The organism is Ignavibacteria bacterium, from assembly GCA_041649015.1.
Lineage (GTDB): Bacteria > Bacteroidota > Ignavibacteria > Tepidaquicellales > Tepidaquicellaceae > CAIKZJ01.
The window spans coordinates 355,578-374,675 of record JBAZNU010000002.1; the positions used below are offsets into that span (position 1 = coordinate 355,578).

Annotated in this window: 15 protein-coding genes and 1 pseudogene; 5 read left to right on the plus strand and 11 right to left on the minus strand. The window is 33.7% G+C overall.

Features of this window, described 5'->3' with window-relative positions:
- Positions 1–3 precede the first annotated feature (3 nt).
- The gene (locus tag WC644_04675; GenBank protein ID MFA5011230.1) at positions 4–870 is read right to left on the minus strand and encodes a hypothetical protein; all 867 of its coding nucleotides are present in this window, start codon (positions 868–870) and stop codon (positions 4–6) included.
- A gap of 110 nt (positions 871–980) precedes the next feature.
- Positions 981–5,150: a PAS domain S-box protein gene (locus tag WC644_04680; GenBank protein MFA5011231.1), complete on the minus strand. Its 4,170-nt coding sequence runs from the start codon at positions 5,148–5,150 to the stop codon at positions 981–983.
- Positions 5,151–5,507: 357 nt separating this feature from the next.
- Here WC644_04680 and WC644_04685 point away from each other — a divergent pair, with 357 nt between their 5' ends.
- From WC644_04685 to WC644_04705, 5 genes are read left to right on the plus strand one after another with little or no spacing between them, the layout of a single operon-like run.
- Positions 5,508–6,203 carry a tetratricopeptide repeat protein gene (locus WC644_04685; protein ID MFA5011232.1) on the plus strand — a complete coding sequence of 232 codons (696 nt, stop codon included), beginning with the start codon at positions 5,508–5,510 and terminating at the stop codon, positions 6,201–6,203.
- Positions 6,181–6,660, plus strand: coding sequence for a GatB/YqeY domain-containing protein (locus tag WC644_04690; protein MFA5011233.1), 480 nt, complete (start codon positions 6,181–6,183; stop codon positions 6,658–6,660). Before WC644_04685 ends, WC644_04690 begins: the two co-directional genes overlap by 23 nt.
- A 4-nt stretch (positions 6,661–6,664) precedes the next feature.
- On the plus strand, positions 6,665–7,201 hold the full coding sequence (locus tag WC644_04695) for a CvpA family protein (protein MFA5011234.1): 537 nt from the start codon (positions 6,665–6,667) through the stop codon (positions 7,199–7,201).
- Positions 7,202–9,535, plus strand: coding sequence for an endonuclease MutS2 (locus tag WC644_04700; GenBank protein ID MFA5011235.1), 2,334 nt, complete (start codon positions 7,202–7,204; stop codon positions 9,533–9,535). It begins immediately after the preceding gene.
- 2 nt (positions 9,536–9,537) lie between these two features.
- Positions 9,538–10,896, plus strand: a complete 1,359-nt coding sequence (locus tag WC644_04705; protein ID MFA5011236.1) for a sigma-54 dependent transcriptional regulator — start codon at positions 9,538–9,540, stop codon at positions 10,894–10,896.
- On the opposite strand, the gene WC644_04710 is transcribed toward WC644_04705, so the two are convergent.
- The 9 genes and pseudogenes from WC644_04710 to lepA form a co-directional block, all read right to left on the minus strand.
- Entirely contained in the window at positions 10,889–11,530 is a 642-nt protein-coding gene (locus WC644_04710; GenBank protein MFA5011237.1) for a deoxynucleoside kinase, read from the minus strand. The genes WC644_04705 and WC644_04710 overlap by 8 nt on opposite strands.
- A 139-nt stretch (positions 11,531–11,669) precedes the next feature.
- Positions 11,670–12,014, minus strand: a pseudogene (rplS, locus tag WC644_04715) (50S ribosomal protein L19).
- A 20-nt stretch (positions 12,015–12,034) separates the two neighbouring features.
- Entirely contained in the window at positions 12,035–12,715 is a 681-nt protein-coding gene (gene trmD, locus WC644_04720) for a tRNA (guanosine(37)-N1)-methyltransferase TrmD (protein ID MFA5011238.1), read from the minus strand.
- Positions 12,702–13,259 (minus strand): ribosome maturation factor RimM, encoded by a 558-nt coding sequence (gene rimM, locus WC644_04725; GenBank protein ID MFA5011239.1) that lies wholly within the window; start codon positions 13,257–13,259, stop codon positions 12,702–12,704. Before rimM ends, trmD begins: the two co-directional genes overlap by 14 nt.
- A 98-nt stretch (positions 13,260–13,357) precedes the next feature.
- Positions 13,358–13,768 (minus strand): 30S ribosomal protein S16, encoded by a 411-nt coding sequence (rpsP, locus tag WC644_04730; protein ID MFA5011240.1) that lies wholly within the window; start codon positions 13,766–13,768, stop codon positions 13,358–13,360.
- A 49-nt stretch (positions 13,769–13,817) separates the two neighbouring features.
- On the minus strand, positions 13,818–15,173 hold the full coding sequence (gene ffh / locus WC644_04735; protein ID MFA5011241.1) for a signal recognition particle protein: 1,356 nt from the start codon (positions 15,171–15,173) through the stop codon (positions 13,818–13,820).
- A 65-nt stretch (positions 15,174–15,238) separates the two neighbouring features.
- A complete protein-coding gene (locus tag WC644_04740) occupies positions 15,239–16,165 on the minus strand; it encodes a YitT family protein (protein ID MFA5011242.1) in 927 nt (308 codons plus the stop codon).
- 142 nt (positions 16,166–16,307) lie between these two features.
- Entirely contained in the window at positions 16,308–17,231 is a 924-nt protein-coding gene (gene lepB / locus WC644_04745; protein MFA5011243.1) for a signal peptidase I, read from the minus strand.
- A 17-nt stretch (positions 17,232–17,248) separates the two neighbouring features.
- Positions 17,249–19,048: a translation elongation factor 4 gene (gene lepA / locus WC644_04750; GenBank protein MFA5011244.1), complete on the minus strand. Its 1,800-nt coding sequence runs from the start codon at positions 19,046–19,048 to the stop codon at positions 17,249–17,251.
- Positions 19,049–19,098: the final 50 nt, after the last annotated feature.

Consider the following 19,098-nt stretch of genomic DNA (forward strand, 5'->3'; position numbering starts at 1 on the left):
AAGTTAAGTTAATTTATTTATTGAAATAATATTGTTATTATTCTTATTTATATAATAGTCAAAGTTATTATTAAAATTAATATCTCGAACGAAACCGAATCCTTTGAAGTTGACATCACTTTTTGCTGCAGACGATATAAAACCACATTCCGTTTCAGACCCGGAAATATTGGAATATATTTTATCGCCTTTTGAAATCTCAAAATCTGTAATAATTTTAACTAACACTTTTGGTACTTTATCCTGCGAATCGAGTCTTGCAATAACTTCCTGTCCGATATAACAACCTTTATTAAACGAAATGAATTCTTTTAAATTACATTCAAGAGGATTAATATTTTCATTCAATTCATTATCAGAAAAAACATAAGCTTTATCAATTGCAAAATTTAAAAATGAATCTTTGTTTAATTCATCGCATTTCGCATACAAAGATTTCAAAAAAATCGAATCATTGTTATATATTAATGCTATTATTTTTCTGAATGCATATTTATCGAAGAAATAATAATTTCCCTCAATTATTTCAAAGTCTTTAATTTCATTAAAATCACAATAATCATCTGAAATAAGAGTTTGCTTTTTAACACTTTCTACGTTAATACTGATATCCTCCATGATAATGTATTTCTTTAAATGCTCCATCAAATTCTTCTCATTTCCAGACGTTGTAATCAAAGTAAAATCGGTATCTAACTTTAAAATGGTTACAAAATCAACAATTTTACCTTTTTCGTTTAAAAATATTGATCTTTTATAGTCTTTAGAACCAAGATTTCTTAAGTCATTTGTTGTTATTCTCTGTAAAAAGTCTTCAGTATCTTTTCCTTTAAGCTTAAAAACCGAAATATACTCTTCGAAATTTTTCATAAGTAATCAATAATTTACCCAAAATCAAAACAATATTAAATGCAGATTGAAATAAAATTGCAGTTTACATTTAAAAAATAACAGACTGAAATAATAAAACAAAGTAAAATTTAGTTTTTCTTTCCCAGAATTGTAAGAACTAAATTCTGTAATTTTTCATTGTTAAAAGGCTTCGATAAATAATGAGTACATCCGCAAGCTAAGAATTCTTCGCTATCACCCTCCATAGCAAATGCAGTAATTGCAACAATCGGAACAGACTCATATCTGGAATCACTTTTAATAATTTTCGTTACTTCTTTACCGTCCATTCCGGAACCAAGGTTTATATCCATTAAAATTAAAGCGTAATCATTTTCCTTAGTTTTTCTAATAGCTTCCTTGGCATCATTAGCCATATCTATAATTGCATATTTGTTTAAAACTGCTTTAACCAAAGCCTGACTGAATACATCATTTTCCACATATAGTATTTTACTGTTTGATTCTAATGATTCGGGAATTTTAATAATATCAGATTTTTCATTTTTGTTTTCCAAATCATTGTTTGTGTCTTCAATCACTTTATTGAAAGACTTTGGTAATTCAATCCTGAATGTAGATCCTTCGGAGTAAACACTTTCCACTTTTATGCTGCCTCCAAGTAGTTTCATGTACTTTTTACAGATCGAAAGTCCAAGTCCAGTACCTTCGAAACTTCTACTGAATCCTTCACTTGCCTGCCTAAATTCATCAAAGATTATATCGATATTCTCTTCTTTAATTCCTATACCTGTATCCGCTACTTCGATTACAACATCCTTTTCGTCTTCAAGAAGACTTATTGTCACACCTCCATTTATAGTGTATTTAATAGCATTATCAACTACATTGTTAAGAGCATTTAGAATAATTTCTTTATCCGAATAAATCGTTATTGTTTTTTCTGAATTTTTCAGTTTGATATCAAGATTTTTCTTCTTAGCTTCTGCCAAATAAAGTGTAAATGATTCTTCGACAATATCATTCAACACGATATTATCCTTTTTTAATTTGACTACTTCCGCTTGAAGTGATGATAAATTCAGAATTTGATTAAGTGTGTTGTGCAATCTTTTTCCACTATCAAAGATTATTTTTGACATTTTCCCGGTTTCTTCGTTCTTAAGTTCTTCATTCAATATTTCAGCAAAACCGAGGATTCCGTTAAGTGGAGTTCTAAGTTCGTGGCTCATATTTGCCAGAAAACTTGATTTGAGCCTATTCATTTCTTCAGCGTTTTCTTTAGCTTTTACTAAATCAGTTATCAAATTCTTTTTATCAGTTATATCTTCTTTTATTCCGATAAAATGTGTGATTTTTCCTTCATCATTATGAATGGGGGAAATTATTGCAGATTCCCAGTATAATTCACTATTTTTCTTTTTATTGTGAAGTTCTCCATGCCAGTCTTTGCCGGATTTTATCGTATCCCACATCTCTTTATAAAACTCATTCTTTTGCTCGCCAGATTTCAGTATGTTTGGATTTTTTCCATGAACTTCATCAAAAGAATATCCAGTAATCTCACTGAATTTTGGATTTACATAATCTATGTTACCATCATAATCCGTAACTATTATACAGACAGGGCTTTGTTCTATACCGATAGATAACCGGTGTAAAAGTTCCTCAGATTTTTTATGATCAATATAAATGCTTAATTCTCTCGCAATAAGCTCCATTAATACCTGGCTTTTAGCATCATAAGCATTTTTCTTTTCAAAGTTTTGAACAACTATCGCACCAATTACATTTTGACCGATTTTCAAGGGCACACCGAGCCAAGATTCGGCTCTGCTGCCAAACAGCTGTATCTTTTTCTGGTCGGCAAGTTTTCTAATACTCTCTTTACTCAACAATAAAGATCTCTTTTCTTTAACAATCATTCCTGTAAGGGAATTTTCAGCCGACCATTTCTCGATTTTTTCGTCTTCTCCTTCTTCAAAAGGGGAGTAAAGCATATTTGTTTTGGAATCGTACAGTGCAACAAAAAAGTTAGATGCATCAATTATCTTATTCAGTTCATTCCTTGTGCTTTCAAAAAGTTCATAAAGATTCTTCGAGTTTACGACTGTGTTTGCCAGGTTGTACTGTATTTCTTTAATCCTCTCAACCTGTTTTCTTTCAGTAATATCGCTGAACGTTGAAAGAATACATTCCTCTTCACCAAGTTCAAGTATCTCCATTGAAAGAGCTGCAGTAATTATCCCGCCCGATTTTGTTTTGAAATTAATTTCTTTGTTTTTAATAGTACCATTAGATTTTAAATCCGAAATAACAGCTTGCCTGATTGTATTGTTTTCATATAAGTTAATTTCATAAACGTTTTTGCCAATTATTTCATCATAACTGTATCCAAATAAATTAGTGAAACTGTTATTAATGTCCATAATAACGCCCTTGTCGACCCCAGTAATAGACATAGCTGAAGGATTCAAACTGAAGGCTGTTGCAAATCTTTTTTCATATTTTAATCTGTCCTCTTCTGCTTTCTTTCTTTCAGTTATATCATAAACAATAACTATTCTTGCATTCTTACCTTCAAAATTTATTTTGTGAGAATTAATTTCAACGTTTAAAATATCACCGTTCTTTTTTACATGTCGCGATTCACCTGCATTATTAAACTCATTAGATGTCAATTCTAAGTTATCAAAAAGTGATGGAATATCCCTTTGAGGATGAATATCTTTGATTGTCATGCTCAGGAATTCATCCCTCGAATAACCGTATTTTATGATTGCTGTATTATTTATTTCTAAAAACTTTAGAGTGTCGACGTCATAAACCCACATGGGCTGCGGATTGCTCTTGAATAAATATCTGTATTTAGCCTCACTTTCTTCAATTGCTTTAAGTTTCACACGTTCTTCAGACTGGTCACGGAAAACGAGGACAATACCAGTTATTTCATTATTTTCATTCTTTATTAGTGATCTGTTATCGGAAATTGGAATTTTAACACCTTTTTTTGAAATCAGGAGTGCATTCCTCTGAAGATTAATCACTTTTCCATCCTTTAATGCTGCATCAAATGGAATGTCAATTTTCTCTCCGGTAATTTCATCAATTATATTAAACACTTCATTTAAAGGTTTTCCAACAGCATCTTGTTCCTTCCATCCCGTTAGATTTTCAGCAATAAGGTTTATACTTCTTACATTTCCGTACAAATCAGAAGTAATGACCGCTTCACCAATACTGTAAAGTGTAGTCCTGAACTCATCTAATGTGTTAGATAATGATTTTTCGGTTTTGTATAATTCCTTGAAAATATTTTTTTGCCTAATATTATAAAGTACTGTAAAACCCGCAAAAATGAACAGTATAAAAGCAAATGTGAAGATATTCGTAGAAAAGGAAAGAAGTTTTAGCTCTTTAAACATTTCCTCTTTGTCTACTTTAGTTACCATAATCCAGTCAGTATTTGGTATTTTTCTTATAAAAGAAAAGACTTCAACACCTCTGTAATCATGTCCTTCAAAAATACCCTCATATCCAAGAGCTCCCTGTACAGATGATAATTGTGTATCAGTAAGAGGGAGTTTTAATTTTAAAGCAGAACCGTCATAATGCCTAAGGTCATTCAGATACAATGCGGAATCACCTTCTTTTCTCAATATAATTGTTTCAGCCGTGTTGCTTGAAGTAGGCCATTTCTTAATTAATGGATACAGGTAATCTTGAGGATTTATACGTATTAGAATTACCCCGAATACTTCTTTTCCATCGTTAATTAAAGGTGATAATATATCATAATGAATTGTTTTGTGTTCATTGCATAAGTTTAAGTCTGAAAACACAATTCTCTTTTCGTTTACACACTGTCTGTGGAACTGAATCATATAATCGTCGAGTTTTTTCTCGCCGATAAAAGAAAAAAGTATTTCTCCTTCAGCAGTCAGTATCTGAACATCTAAATACGAGCGACCGTCTTTTATAAGCCTCAATCTTTCTTCAATAGTCTTACTTAATTTAATATCTTCTCTGTTTTTAATCCACTTTTCGAAATCTGTCAAAATGATGCTTGATTGTGAAAAATATTTAATGTCGTGTCCTCTTTCACGAATCCATTCTGAAATTTGTTCGGATTTAAGATTACTGATAGCACGAAGTTCTTTCTCTTTTTCTGTCTTAATTATCCTTTCGTAATTCATGTAAAATGCGATACCACCCCATACAACGAGTGAAGTTACGATTAATGCAAACAATACAAAATATCGTTTCTTCTGAATCTGTGGTCTTTTGCTAACCTTCATTTAAAAACTCCAGTAAGATTTGAATAATAATTTCTTTCACTCTTTATGATAGACCCTGAAAAATGTTTTGTAACATGAAAATAATAAATAATATATAATTCTTTATATTCTTAAACTATGTAATTAACAATAGAAACTTAATACTGAAAAATGTAATATCAATAGTTTAAATTATTTTAGATAGGATTTCAAAATGTTTGTAAAAAACAGACTGATTCTAATATTGTACTTTTTCTATATTTTCTAAGTTAATTGTAACCTATTAATAAACATATTTTCGCTACTTTTACACTTTAAAAACCACTATTATTTTGGTATTTTAAAAGTTAAATAAAATTACATTAAATAAAATTATAAATGGCAAAATTAGGAAAATCATTAAGTAAAGCTCAAAAGCACAGCACTGAAGATAAAATGCTGGAATATTATTATAAAGGAACTCAGTATTTTCAGGAAAATAAAAACCGTGTATATACAGTACTTACAATTCTTGTTGTAATTATAGCGGTTATTTTTATATATTTTAGAAATCAAAGCCAGAAGAATGAAACTGCATCGCTAGAACTTTCCAAAGTCAAACAGTATTATGCAATGGACATGTTCCCTACGGCGATAAACGGAGATTCACTCGGCATATCTAAAGGATTAATTTATATAGTTGATAATTACGGCTCAACTGAAAGCGGCCAGACGGCAAAAATAATGCTTGCAAACAGTTATTACAATTTAAGAGAATTTGATAAAGCAGATTTTTATTTCAGAGATTATTCAGGTAATAACGATTTGTTTAAAGCAGCCTCACTTGTAGGAATTGCTTCTGTTTACGAGATTAAAGGCGACTGGAGCAATGCAGCTAAGTATTATGAAAATGCTTCGAAGGTTTCGAAATCTGTTCCTGTGAATGATGAATATATGTACTATGCCGTCAGGTGTTATTTTAATGCAAAAGATGTAGACAATCTGAACAAGTCAATAAAATATTTCAAGACAGAATATCCAAAATCTAAATATCTTAGTATGCTTGCAAGGTATGAATCCGGGGAACAATCTTAGTTTAAGGAAAATGAATCTGAAAGAAAAAATTAACGAGGATCTGAAAAATGCCATGAAGGCAAAAGATACTGTCAGAACTGAAACTATAAGAAGTATCAGAGCTGAAATCCTGAAAATGGATAAGTCAGGATTAGGCAGGGAAATGAATGAAGAAGAGGAGTTGCAGCTTCTGAACAAGCAGGCAAAAATGCGAAAAGAATCTATCGAAATGTTTAAGAATGCAGGCAGGGAAGATCTTGTAGAAAAAGAGTCAAGGCAGCTTGAAATAATCAACGAGTACCTTCCAAAACAACTAACAAGAGAAGAAGCAGAAGCTATTATTGATAAAATTATTGAGAGTTCAAGTCCAGTAACATCTAAAGATATTGGGAAAATTATGGGACCTGTTATGAAAGTGTTAAAAGGTAAGATTGACGGAAAAGTTATACAGGAGATCGTAAAAAGTCGTCTTGGATGAGTGATTGAATGCACTTGACATAATAATATTAATCCTTGTATTGCTTCCGGCATTTTTTGGGCTGAAGAAAGGGTTAATAAAAAGTATATTATCGTACGTAAGCATTATAGCCGGAATTATCCTTGCATTAAAGTTTAATTCCGGTTTTGTATTAGTGTTAAGACCTATCATTAAAGACCCAAAACTTGTTCAGGTTGTTATTTTCGTAGGGATCATACTTTCGATTTACCTTATTGCAATTTTAATAGGCAGTAAAATATCAAAGATGAATGTTTTATCAGAAACCTTCGATAAGACAGGCGGTTTTATTTTTGGCGGATTGAAAGGACTTCTCTTTACGAGTATTCTTCTAATAATTTTTGATAGTTTTTCTTTTATTCCGAATAATCAAAAATCTTCTTCACACACATTTTCTTATACAGTTAAAGCAGCACCCGCAACATATAATATAATCAAGGATATTCTGCCATTTAGTAAAAAAGATTTCTATGATATTATTAATTACGGTGATAGTGATTCCGTAAAAGTCAAAACACAATAGATGAATATAACGGAAGTTCAAAAGAAACTTGAATTCGATAAAATATGTGATAAACTGAAAAAATACTGTGTATCGCAGTATGGTATGGATAAGATTGACCGGATTGAACTATACACGTCAGCTATCCTGCTCAAAATTGAGTTTAATAAGCTCACTTCATTAAAGAAGTTTATTGAGGCAGGTAATGATCTTGAACTCGATGGTCTCAGAGATGTAAGGGAGGATATCGAGCGTTTAAGGATACCAGGTAATTTTATCCAGACTGAAAAGTATAACTGGATAAAATCTTTCTTGAGAATAAGCAGAATAATCAAATCTCAGATTAAAAATATCTCTGAGAAAGATGAAAATGACAACATAAAGAAACTTGCTGATGGTCTTTACTCGGATAAGGTGCTGGAGCATTCAATAGAATCTACTATTAACGAAACAGGGGAAGTAAGAGACTCAGCCTCAAAAAATTTGAAACGTATCAGAGATGAGCTGATTGATAAAAGAGACAATCTTAGAAAGCTTTTAAGTAAGCTGCTCAAAAGAGTTTCGGAAGATGAATACACGCAGGATGATTTAATAACTCTTCGAGACGGTCGGTCTGTAATTCCTGTAAAAGTTGAGAATAAACGCAAGGTTCCGGGAATCATACACAGCTCATCAGCGACAGGGTACACTGTATTTATCGAACCTGCCGAAACAATAGATTTAAATAATGAAATAACAGAACTAACCTTTGAAGAAAAGCGCGAGGTAGAAAGAATCCTTCGCAATTTATCAGAATCGATTGCCAGATACATCAACGAGCTTAAAGTGAATATTGAAATACTTGGAGAGATTGATTTCATTAGGGCTAAAGCACTTTTTGCTATTGAATATGGGTGTGTAGAACCCGAACTTCATAAGGATAAGTATTTACTCAAAAACTGTTACCACCCGATTTTAATTCAAAAACTTGGAAAGAATAATGTAATTCCCTTTAATCTTGAGCTCATAGAGGATTTAAATACGATTGTGATAACAGGTCCTAATGCAGGGGGAAAAACGGTTGCATTGAAAACCGTTGGTCTTCTTCAATTGATGTATCAGTATGGTTTGATGGTTAGCGTTGAAGAAGGGTCGTGTTTTAGAATATTTTCGAGGTATTTTGTCGTAATTGGTGATGAACAATCTATAGAAAACAGCCTAAGTTCTTTTAGTTCACATCTGAAAGAACTTAAAGACGTAATAGAAAATTCAGATTCAAATTCACTCGTTCTGATTGATGAAATATGCAGCGGGACTGACCCTAAGTTCGGGAGTGCACTATCAGCTTCAATGATTAAATATCTTTCAGATAAAAACTGTTTTACAATTGTAACGACACATATAGGAGACCTTAAAGTATTCGCTCATAATAACGAAAGATTTATTAACGCTTCTCTCGACTTTAATTTTGAGAAACTATCACCGTCGTTTAATTTCAGGATTGGAATTCCCGGTCAAAGTTATACATTCGAGCTTGCTGAGAAATTTAAAATTCCTTCAAAAATTATAGAATTCGCATCATCTATGGTTGTTGATGATCAGTATAAAATAGAAGATATGCTTAGTGAACTCAACACATCAAGGATTGAATATGAAAAACTCATACACGAAACTCTACTTAAGAAAAAGGATGTTGATGAAATGGCAAATGAATATAACTCAAAATTATCAGCTATAAAGCAGAAGGAGAAAGAGATATTAAATGATGCACGTGAGGAAGCGGCTAATATTCTTGAAGAAGGAAGAGGATTGATAGAAAGAGCAGTAAAAGAAATAAAAGAAAAGGAAAAGAATGTTTCTGAAATAAAGAAGGAATTCACAGAGAAGTCAAAGGTACTCCTTCCAGAAGAAAGTACTACGCAGGAAACTGCTCATGTGATACTAAAAGTTGGAGATGTAGTTAAAATTAAAAACACTTCTACGAAGGGAGAAATAACTGAGATTGTAAAAGAGCTGGCTGTTATAAACGCAAATGGTATAACTCTGAAATCACCACTTAGCAAACTGGAGTTAATAACCGCGGGATACATAAATAAGTACAGTGATTACAAATTAATCCTTAAAAAGGCATTTGATACAAATCTCGATATAAGGGGGAAATACTCGAATGAGATTACGGATTTACTTGAAAAATTCATTTACGAAGGGCATATTAACTCTGTTGAGAAACTCACAATAGTTCATGGAAAAGGTACAGGAAATCTCAGAAAAGCCGTGCACAATGTATTAAAGTCAAATAAGTTTGTAAGCAATTTCAGGCTCGGTCACTGGAATGAAGGTGATTCGGGTGTAACAATCGTTGAAATTAAAAAATAGTTATGCTAAAAAGAATTCTTATAGTTGATGATGAAGCTTCCATTGTAGAAAGCTTATCGCTGATACTGCGTCATGCAAATTATTCTGTTGATTTTTGTTACGATGGAGTATCTGCATTAAAGATGTTTAATGAAAGAAGCTATGATCTTATTTTGCTCGATATCAAAATGCCGAAAATGGACGGCATGGAAGTTTTGGAAAACATAATGAGTATAAACCGTGAGCAGCTTGTAATAATGATATCGGGACATGGCAATATAGAAACTGCCGTTGAAGCAACTAAAAAAGGTGCATATTATTTTTTAGAAAAACCTCTTCCCGATGTTTCTGAACTACTGATTATAATAAAGAATGCACTAGAACTAAAGCAGAGTAAGGATGAACTTTCTAAATACAAAAATGAACTTATAAGTGCGAATAAAATTATAGGAGTGAGTAAGGATGTTCAGTCCGTCAGAGATCTGATTGAAAAATACAAAGACCTTGATCTGAATATACTCATAACCGGGGAAAGCGGAACCGGTAAACTCCTTGTCGCAAACATGCTGCATTTCGATTCCAAAAGAGCAGATCAGCCATTTGTTATTATTAATTGTGCTTCACTTAAAGGTGAAAATGTTGATGAAGAATTATTTGGTTTAGTAAAGGACGGAAATCCGAAAATTAGAGGCAAACTCGAGGAAGCTGAAGGCGGGTCGATTTTGTTCGATGAAATTTCGAATATTAACACTGAAATACAATCAAAGCTTTTAAAAGTAATTGACGAGTCAAAATACACAAGAGTAGGGGATTCCAAAGTACGGAAAACAAATGTTAGATTTCTATTTACAACGAACAAGGACCTTCCTTTCGAAATATCAGAAGGTCGATTCAGAGATGATTTTTACCATAGGATAAATGTCATGAATATTAATATTACCCCATTACGTGAGAGGACAGATGATATTAAAGTACTTACTGAATATTTTATTAATCAGGTATGTAAGGCATACAATATCAGTTCGAGAAAATTCTCAACAGGTGCTCTTAAAAAACTAACTTCATTCAGATGGACTGGTAATGTTCGTGAGCTAAAAAACTTTATCGAGAGAATAATATTCACTGTCGAAAGTACAGTTATTGAAGAAGAGGACATTGATATACCTGAAACGAAACATACTAAAGAACTGAACGATTTACTGAACAGAAATCTTTCTTTGAATGAGTTTCAAAATGAATCAGAAAAAATATTTTTGTTAAAGGTTTTGAAAGATTATAGGAACAACATCAGTCAGACTGCTGAAGGATTGAAAATACAAAGAAGTCATATGTATAAGCTAATGACAAAATACAATATTCCGACTCCGACAAAAACTAGGTAAAGAGTTTCAAGTCTAAAAGAAGTTCTTTTTCTATCTTGTCGATGATGTAATGGAAATCATTGTGGGAATGAACGAAATCAAGATTATCTTTATTCACAATAATAACTTTGCCCAATTTATAATTCTTAATCCATTCTTCATAACTATCATTTAATTCTTCAAGATAATTTACATCGATTGATTTTTCGAATTCCCGTCCTCGTATTTTAATCTGATTAAGCAGGGTAGGTATACTTGCCTGAAGGTATACAAGTACATCTGGCGGTTTTAAAAAATTAGTCATATCAAAGAACAAACTTGAATAAGTTTCAAAATCTCTGTCAGACATCTTACCGAGTTTGTGAAGGTTTTTTGCAAAGATTTCTACATCTTCGTATATGCTTCTGTCTTGTATTACTGAGCCTGGCCTTTCTGTCAGCTCTTTATGTGTATTAAAACGATGTGCGAGAAAATAAATTTGAAGGTTAAACGACCAGCGGGACATATCTGCGTAAAAGTCGCTGAGATATGGATTATCAGCAACTGACTCATAATATGGCAGCCATTTAAATTTTTCAGCAAGTAATTCCGTTAGTGAAGATTTCCCTGAACCGATATTACCTGCAACCGATATAAATATCTTGTTATTGGACACTTCAAATAAAAAGGGTCAGTATTATGTTAACTGACCTGATTAAGAAAGATTACTCTTTTGTTTCTTCAGCTTGTGTATCTTCTGCTTTTACTTGTATCGCAGGAGCAGGCGATTCTTCAATCACCGATTCAAGAATTTTTCTTCTCTTTTCTTTTATCTTTGTTGCAGCCTTACCCGTAAGACCTCTTAAATAGTATAGTTTCGCTCTGCGGATACCGCCATGCTTTTCGATTACTACTTTTAATATCTTTGGTGAATTGATAGGGAATATCCTTTCAACACCGACGCCATTGGATATTTTTCTTACCCTGAAAGTCTTGCTTAATCCGCTGCCTTTAATTCCCATAACTATACCCTTGTACTGCTGTACTCTTTCTTTGTCACCCTCAATAACCTTGACGAAAACAGTTATTGTATCGCCAACACGAAAGTCGGGTAAATCATTTCTTAACTGTGCTGCTTCGACTAATTTAATTTTGTTCATTTAATTAATTGCTCCTGTAATTATTGTTTATTTAATTTTTTAATTTTTCTGTATTTTGCTAAAGCTTTTTTGCTGCGCCATTCATTTATTTTACTATGATTACCTGATAATAAAACCTCAGGTACTTTTAATCCATCATACTTTTCCGGTCTTGTGTATTGCGGATAGTCAAATCCCGATTCAATTTGAAATGTGTCAGTCAAAGCTGATTCCCCGTCTCCGAGTGCTCCCGGCAATAATCTCGAGATTGAATCAATAAAAACGAGAGCTGCCACATCCCCGCATGAAAGAACATAATCACCTATTGATATCTCTGCTGTAACGTATCTTTTAATGACACGTTCATCGATTCCTTTGTAATGTCCGCAAATCAACAATATATTATTCTTTAGAGAATAATAGTTTACAAACTTCTGGTTCAATCTTTTTCCTTGCGGTGAAAAATAGACTATCTCATCATAATCATATTTTTCCATAAGTCTGTCTACACATTTGAAAAAAGGTTCGGGTTTCAATATCATACCTGCTCCTCCTCCATAGGGTAAATCATCTATTTGTTTATACTTTCCTTCGGCATAATCCCTTAGATTATGCAGATGGACAGATACGAGTCCCTTTTTTCTCGCTCTCGAAATCAAACCATTTGTCAAAGAACTTTCAAGAATCTTTGGATTGGCTGATATAATGTCAAACCGCATCATAATCTATCAATCCTTCAATAAGTGCTACATCAATTCTCTTCTTTATTACGTCAATCTTTGTCACAATCTCTTTAAGAAGCGGAATCATCACTTCATTTCCTTTTGAAGTTTTAACGAATAAAATATCCGAACTTCCAAAATTATCTATACGAATCACCTCCCCAAGCATATTTTTTCCTTCATACACAATACATCCTAACATTTCATAATAATAATATAATCCCTTCGGTAGTTTCACTTTTTTCTTCTCATCTATGCAAATCAGCATATTTATGTAACTGCTGATTTCATTTATATCGTCATACCCGTCAAGTTTCAGCTTTATATAATTACTGAATAGCGAAACTTCCTTAATCTTGAATAATTTTTTCTCTGTCTTGGAGTTTATAACCAATTTATTCAGGCTTTCATTAAAAATATAAACTTCCTTCAGTTTCAAAAACCTTTCGGGGAAGTCAGTTAATGGTATCACCTTTAACAGACCTTTTACGCCTACCGGCTTCGTTATTTTGCCTATGAAAATAAGTTGATTTAAATCGTCCACTGTGTTTTATTTTAAAACAAATATCACATCATCCAAGCATATTCATTACTTCAAACACACAAACTAATTCATATAACCGTTGTAACGGTTAAATACTATTATGCTTTAGCTTCCTCTGTTTTCTCTTCTGTTTTTTTTGCTTTCGCTTCTTTCTGTCTCAATTTTCTCGCTTTAGTCCTCTGCTGTTTTGCAGGTTTATCCTCAAAGAAAAGGTTCATCTTTTCTTCAATTTTCTCCGGACTAATCTTTGAATTCATAAGACGGAATTTCATCATTACACCTTCTTTTTTAAGCAGGCTTCTTACTGTATCCGTTGGTTTTGCTCCTTTTTTTAACCAGTGGATTACTCTGTCTTCTTTAAGTGTAATCTGCATTGGTTCGAGATGCGGATTGTAATGACCAACTGATTCAATAAATTTGCCGTCGCGCGGTGAACGTGAATCTGCAGCTACGATTTTGTAAAGCGGGATGTTCTTCTTTCCCATTCTTTTAAGTCTTAACTTGACCAAGAAAAATGTCTCCTTTCGAGTACGTTTATATATTAATTATTTTAAAAATTTAATTTATGTTAAGCTTGTTCATCATATCAGGTGGTAATTTCATTCCTTTAAGCAAATTCTTCATCTTTCCGCCTGAAAAATTCCTCATCATTTTCTTCATGTCCTCAAATTGCTTTATCAGTCGGTTAACTTCCTGTATTGATGATCCGCTTCCGTTTGCGATTCTTCTTCTTCTCATACCGTTTAGTATTTGAGGATTCTCTCTTTCTTTTAAAGTCATTGAAAGAATTATCGCTTCAATTCTGTGAAAAACCTTTTCATCAATCTCTTTATCCTTTAAGGCTTTGCTTGCTCCCGGTATCATTGAAATTAGACCGCCTATTGAACCCATCTTCTTTACCTGTTTTATCTGGGATAAGAAGTCATTAAAATCAAACTTGTTTCTTCTGAGTTTTTCTTCAAGTTTTGCAGATTCAGATATATCAATCTCCTGATGTGCTTTCTCAACAAAAGACACTATATCGCCCATACCAAGAATTCGTGAAGCCATTCTGTCAGGATGAAACTGCTCGAGTGCATCAAGTTTCTCTCCGACACTGACAAACTTTATTGGTTTAGTAACAACGGCTCTTATTGATAGAGCTGCGCCGCCTTTAGTATCGCCGTCAAGCTTTGTAAGTACTATACCGCTGTAATCGAGCTTGTCATGGAATGCTTTTGCAGTGTTAACCGCATCCTGACCGGTCATCGAATCAACCACAAAAAGTATTTCATCCGGTACCATTGCCTTCTTAATATTAGCAACTTCATTCATCATTTGTTCGTCGATGGCAAGTCTTCCTGCGGTGTCGATAATCATTGTGTCTCTTGCATTCTTGCGTGCAAAATCTTCTGCTTGTTTTGTAATCTTTACTACATCTTTCTCACCATCGAGTGAAAAAACAGGAACATCAATTTCTTTGCCCAGAACTTTTAGCTGTTCAATGGCTGCAGGCCTGTAAATATCACAAGCTGCAAGCAGGGGATTACGCCCTTTTGATTTTAAATATTTAGCGAGTTTCGCTGCTAAAGTCGTTTTACCGGAACCTTGTAGTCCGGCAAGCATAATGATTGAGGGAATTTTATTAGAATGTATTATATCGCTTTTTCCGCTTCCCATCAGTTCAATTAACTCATCATTTATAATCTTGACGATTAACTGTCCGGGAGTTATGCTGTTTATTACATTCTGTCCTAACGATTTTTCTTTAACGTTTTTTATAAAGTTTGTAACTACTTTATAATTAACGTCTGCATCAAAAAGAACACGGCGAACTTCACGCAACGATTCGTCAACGTTTTTTTCCGTGATTTTCCCTTGTCCTCTTATTTTCTTAAGAACGGAATCGAATTTATTTGTTAAATCCTCAAACATTAAATATTTTTAAACAAACACTAAATTTAACGAAATTTTTATCATTTTTCAATGAAATTAAGCGTCTAAGTCTGCTGAAAATCAAGAATCCGGGTTTTAAATCCGTCACCCATAACATCATGAACATCAACGAGTACCATAAACGCTTTTGGGTCTTCATCTTTAACTAATCTCCTTAAACTGCTAATTTGTCTCCGATTAACTACAACAAATAAAACGTTTTGCCTTTTCCCGCTATATCCCCCTTCACTTAGAAAAATTGTAATACCTCTGTCAAGCTCGGTTATTATTCTTTCTTTAATCTCATTTTCCTGATTTGTAATTATGTATGCACCCTTTGTATAAGGTATTCCTTCGGCGGTAATATCCACTATTTGTGTTGTAATGTACAGATTCAGGTAACCCCAGATTATCAGATTAAGGTCTGTAAAAGCAATACCTATTGAAAATATTATCAGTGTCTCTATAATCCAGTAACCTGTTCCTATTGATAATCCGAAATATTTCTTCAATATTGCAACAGGAATATCCGTTCCTCCCGTAGAACCTCTGAACTTGAATATTATCCCAAGACTAAAACCGAGTAAAACCGAACCTGCAAGCGATGCGAGCAGTATGCTGTCAGTAAAAGCCCAGTACTGGGTGTTTATGTAATCCCTCATGATAGGGAAATTCTTATACAGCAATTCAGGATTCAGCAAGTCTGCAAAGACAGAACCTAAAAACATTCCTAAAAAAGATTTTAATCCAAATTGCCTGCCAAGGAAAATCCATCCTAATATAAACAGGGGAATGTTCAGTATAAGCATTGATGTACCCGCCGGTATTCCAAGAAAGTTGTAAATAATCTGTGCAATACCACCGACTCCACCGGGTGATACTTTAAAAGGTATCAGAAACCAGGAGTACGATATACCAAAAATAATCGCTCCAAAGACAATGCCAACGTAGTCTCTGATATTTAGTATTAATTTTCTTTTAGGACTTTTCATAAAATTATATTAAAAATTATTCGATTGTTAAATTGGTTGTAAGAAGTCATGCAATTTACGTATTCTATTACACTCATTAAAGGTAAATTAAAAAAGGCAGATATTTCATTATCTGCCTTTACATAATAAATGAAATTCTTATTTATTTAATCAGTGAACCTATCCTGTTCCATCTTATGGAACCTAATAAATCGAAGAAATTTGCGAAGGAAATATTTGCATCCCACGACCAGTAAATAATAAATGCTTCTCCAACAACATTTTCCATAGGCATAAATCCCCAGAATCTGCTGTCAAGTGAGTTATTTCTGTTATCTCCCATCATCCATAAATAATCCCTCTTCACTTCATACATCCCATCGTTAAACTTCATGTCGTCAGCAGTAAGAGAACCATCCGGATTAAGTATAACGTTACTGTATCCTTCTTTCATAATAAACATCTTGTACCATTCAAAATTAGTATTGTCAATTTTAATCTTATCACCTACTTTTGGAATTCTTATCGGACCGTAGTTATCCTCATTCCACCCCGAGTTTTTAGGAAATATCCTGTTATTAGCAAGATTTGGCGGCTGCAGCGGAGCAATAAATTTCGATTGCGGAGGATTCGGAAATATTTGTCCGTTCCTGTAAAGTACTTTATTTACAACTTTTATTTCATCTCCCGGGACCCCTACACATCTTTTAATATAATTCAGTACTTCATGCGATTTCAATTCATCTCTCTCACCCGGAAAATCGAATACAACAACATCACCGGGTTTTGGATCTTTAAACCCCGGGAGCTTAACGTAGGGGATACGAATATCCGTGAAAGGTATATTCCGCGGTGTAGTCGCTCCGTACGTAAATTTCGTCACGAGTAAAAAATCACCGACAAGCAGTGTATTTTCCATCGAACCAGTGGGTATTCTGTATGCTTCAAACAAGAATACTTTTATCAGAAATGCCACAACTGCCGCCCAAACAAGAGCGTCAAAATATTCTTTAGGTTTTGATTTCTTCTTCTTTTTATCTAATATTTCTTTTGGTACTTTTGAAGGAACGTTTTCTTTTAATGCCATTCTTATTAGTTTATATTCTATTTTTCAATTGAAAGTACTGCTAAAAAAGCTTCCTGAGGTATTTCAACAGACCCTACTTGTTTCATACGTCTTTTTCCCTCTTTTTGTTTCTCGAGAAGTTTACGTTTTCTGGAAATATCTCCGCCGTAACATTTTGCAATTACATTTTTCCTGAGAGCACTTATTGATTCTCTTGCTATTACTTTCGATCCGATAGCAGCCTGGATAGCTACTTCAAACATGTGCCTTGGTATCAGCTTTCTGAGTTTTTCGCAAAGTTTTCTGCCCCAGTAATATGCATTTTCTCTGTGAATTATTGTAGATAAAGCGTCAACTGATTCCCCGTTCAGAAGAATATCCAGTTTAACGAGGTCTCCGCTTCTGTAATCTATTAATTCGTAATCGAACGATGCATAACCTTTTGTCAATGATTTCAGCCTGTCATAAAAATCAAAAATTATTTCCGCAAGAGGAAATTCAAAATAAAGGTCAACGCGTTTTGCATCGATGTAATGCTGATTTTTAAAAACTCCTCTTCTGTCATTAGCAAGCTTCATTATATTGCCTATGAATTCAACAGGCACTATAATTTGCGATGAAATATAAGGTTCTTTCACGTGGTCTATAACCGTTGCATCGGGCATCAACGAAGGATTATCAACAAGTATCATATCACCGTTTGATTTAAACACCTGATATTCTACGTTTGGAACTGTTGTTATTATGTTTAAATCGTATTCTCTTTCAAGCCTTTCCTGTACTATTTCAAGATGCAGTAAACCAAGAAATCCGCATCTGAAACCAAAGCCGAGTGCTACTGATGTTTCCGGTTCGTAAGAAAGTGCTGCGTCATTTAATTTAAGCTTTGAAAGTGCGTCCCGGAGATTTTCGAAATCATTCGAGGCAACAGGATAAATTCCGCTGAACACCATCGGCTTAACTTCTTTGAAACCCGGAATCGGCTCTTTTGCTCTGTTATTGACATCAATTATCGTATCACCGACTCTTGAATCATTAACGTCCTTTATATTCGCTATCAAATATCCTACATCGCCTGCTTTCAAAATGCCCGTTCTTTTTCTCTCCATCTTGAGAATTCCAACTTCCTCAGCTTCAAATTGTTTTCCTGATGCAAAAAATTCAATCTTATCACCTTCTTTAAGGTCGCCCTCAAAAACTCTTAAATATACAATTACCCCTCTGTAAGTATCGAATATTGAGTCGAAAATTAACGCTCTTAAAGGTTCATCATGTATAATCTTTGCAGGAGGTATTTTTGCAACAATCTGTTCGAGTACTTCTTCCGTTCCTGTACCGACTTTTGCACTAACTGAAAGTATATCCTCCCGTTTTCCTCCTATGAGCTCAATAATCTGATCTTTCGTCTCTTCAATCATTGCGCTCTGCAGGTCAATTTTGTTTATAACGGGTATAATCTCGAGTCCGTTATCAATTGCAAGATACAAGTTGCTTATTGTTTGAGCCTCAATACCCTGTGTACAGTCAACTATCAGCAAAGCCCCCTCACACGCTGCGAGTGAACGGGATACTTCGTAAGAAAAATCAACGTGTCCGGGCGTGTCGATAAGGTTTAAAACATACTCTTCACCGTCTTTTGCTTTATAGTTCATCTGAATGGCATGAAGCTTTATCGTAATACCTCTTTCCTGTTCAAGGTCCATGTCGTCAAGCACCTGTCTTGACATGTTTCTGCTCGCAACCGTGCCTGTTAGTTCAAGCAATCTGTCGGCTAAAGTTGATTTGCCGTGGTCAATATGCGCAATTATGCAAAAATTTCTTATATTTGATTTCAGCACTTTTTTATTCGTATCGGGATGAATTATTAAAAAAGTGGGCTAAAAAACAT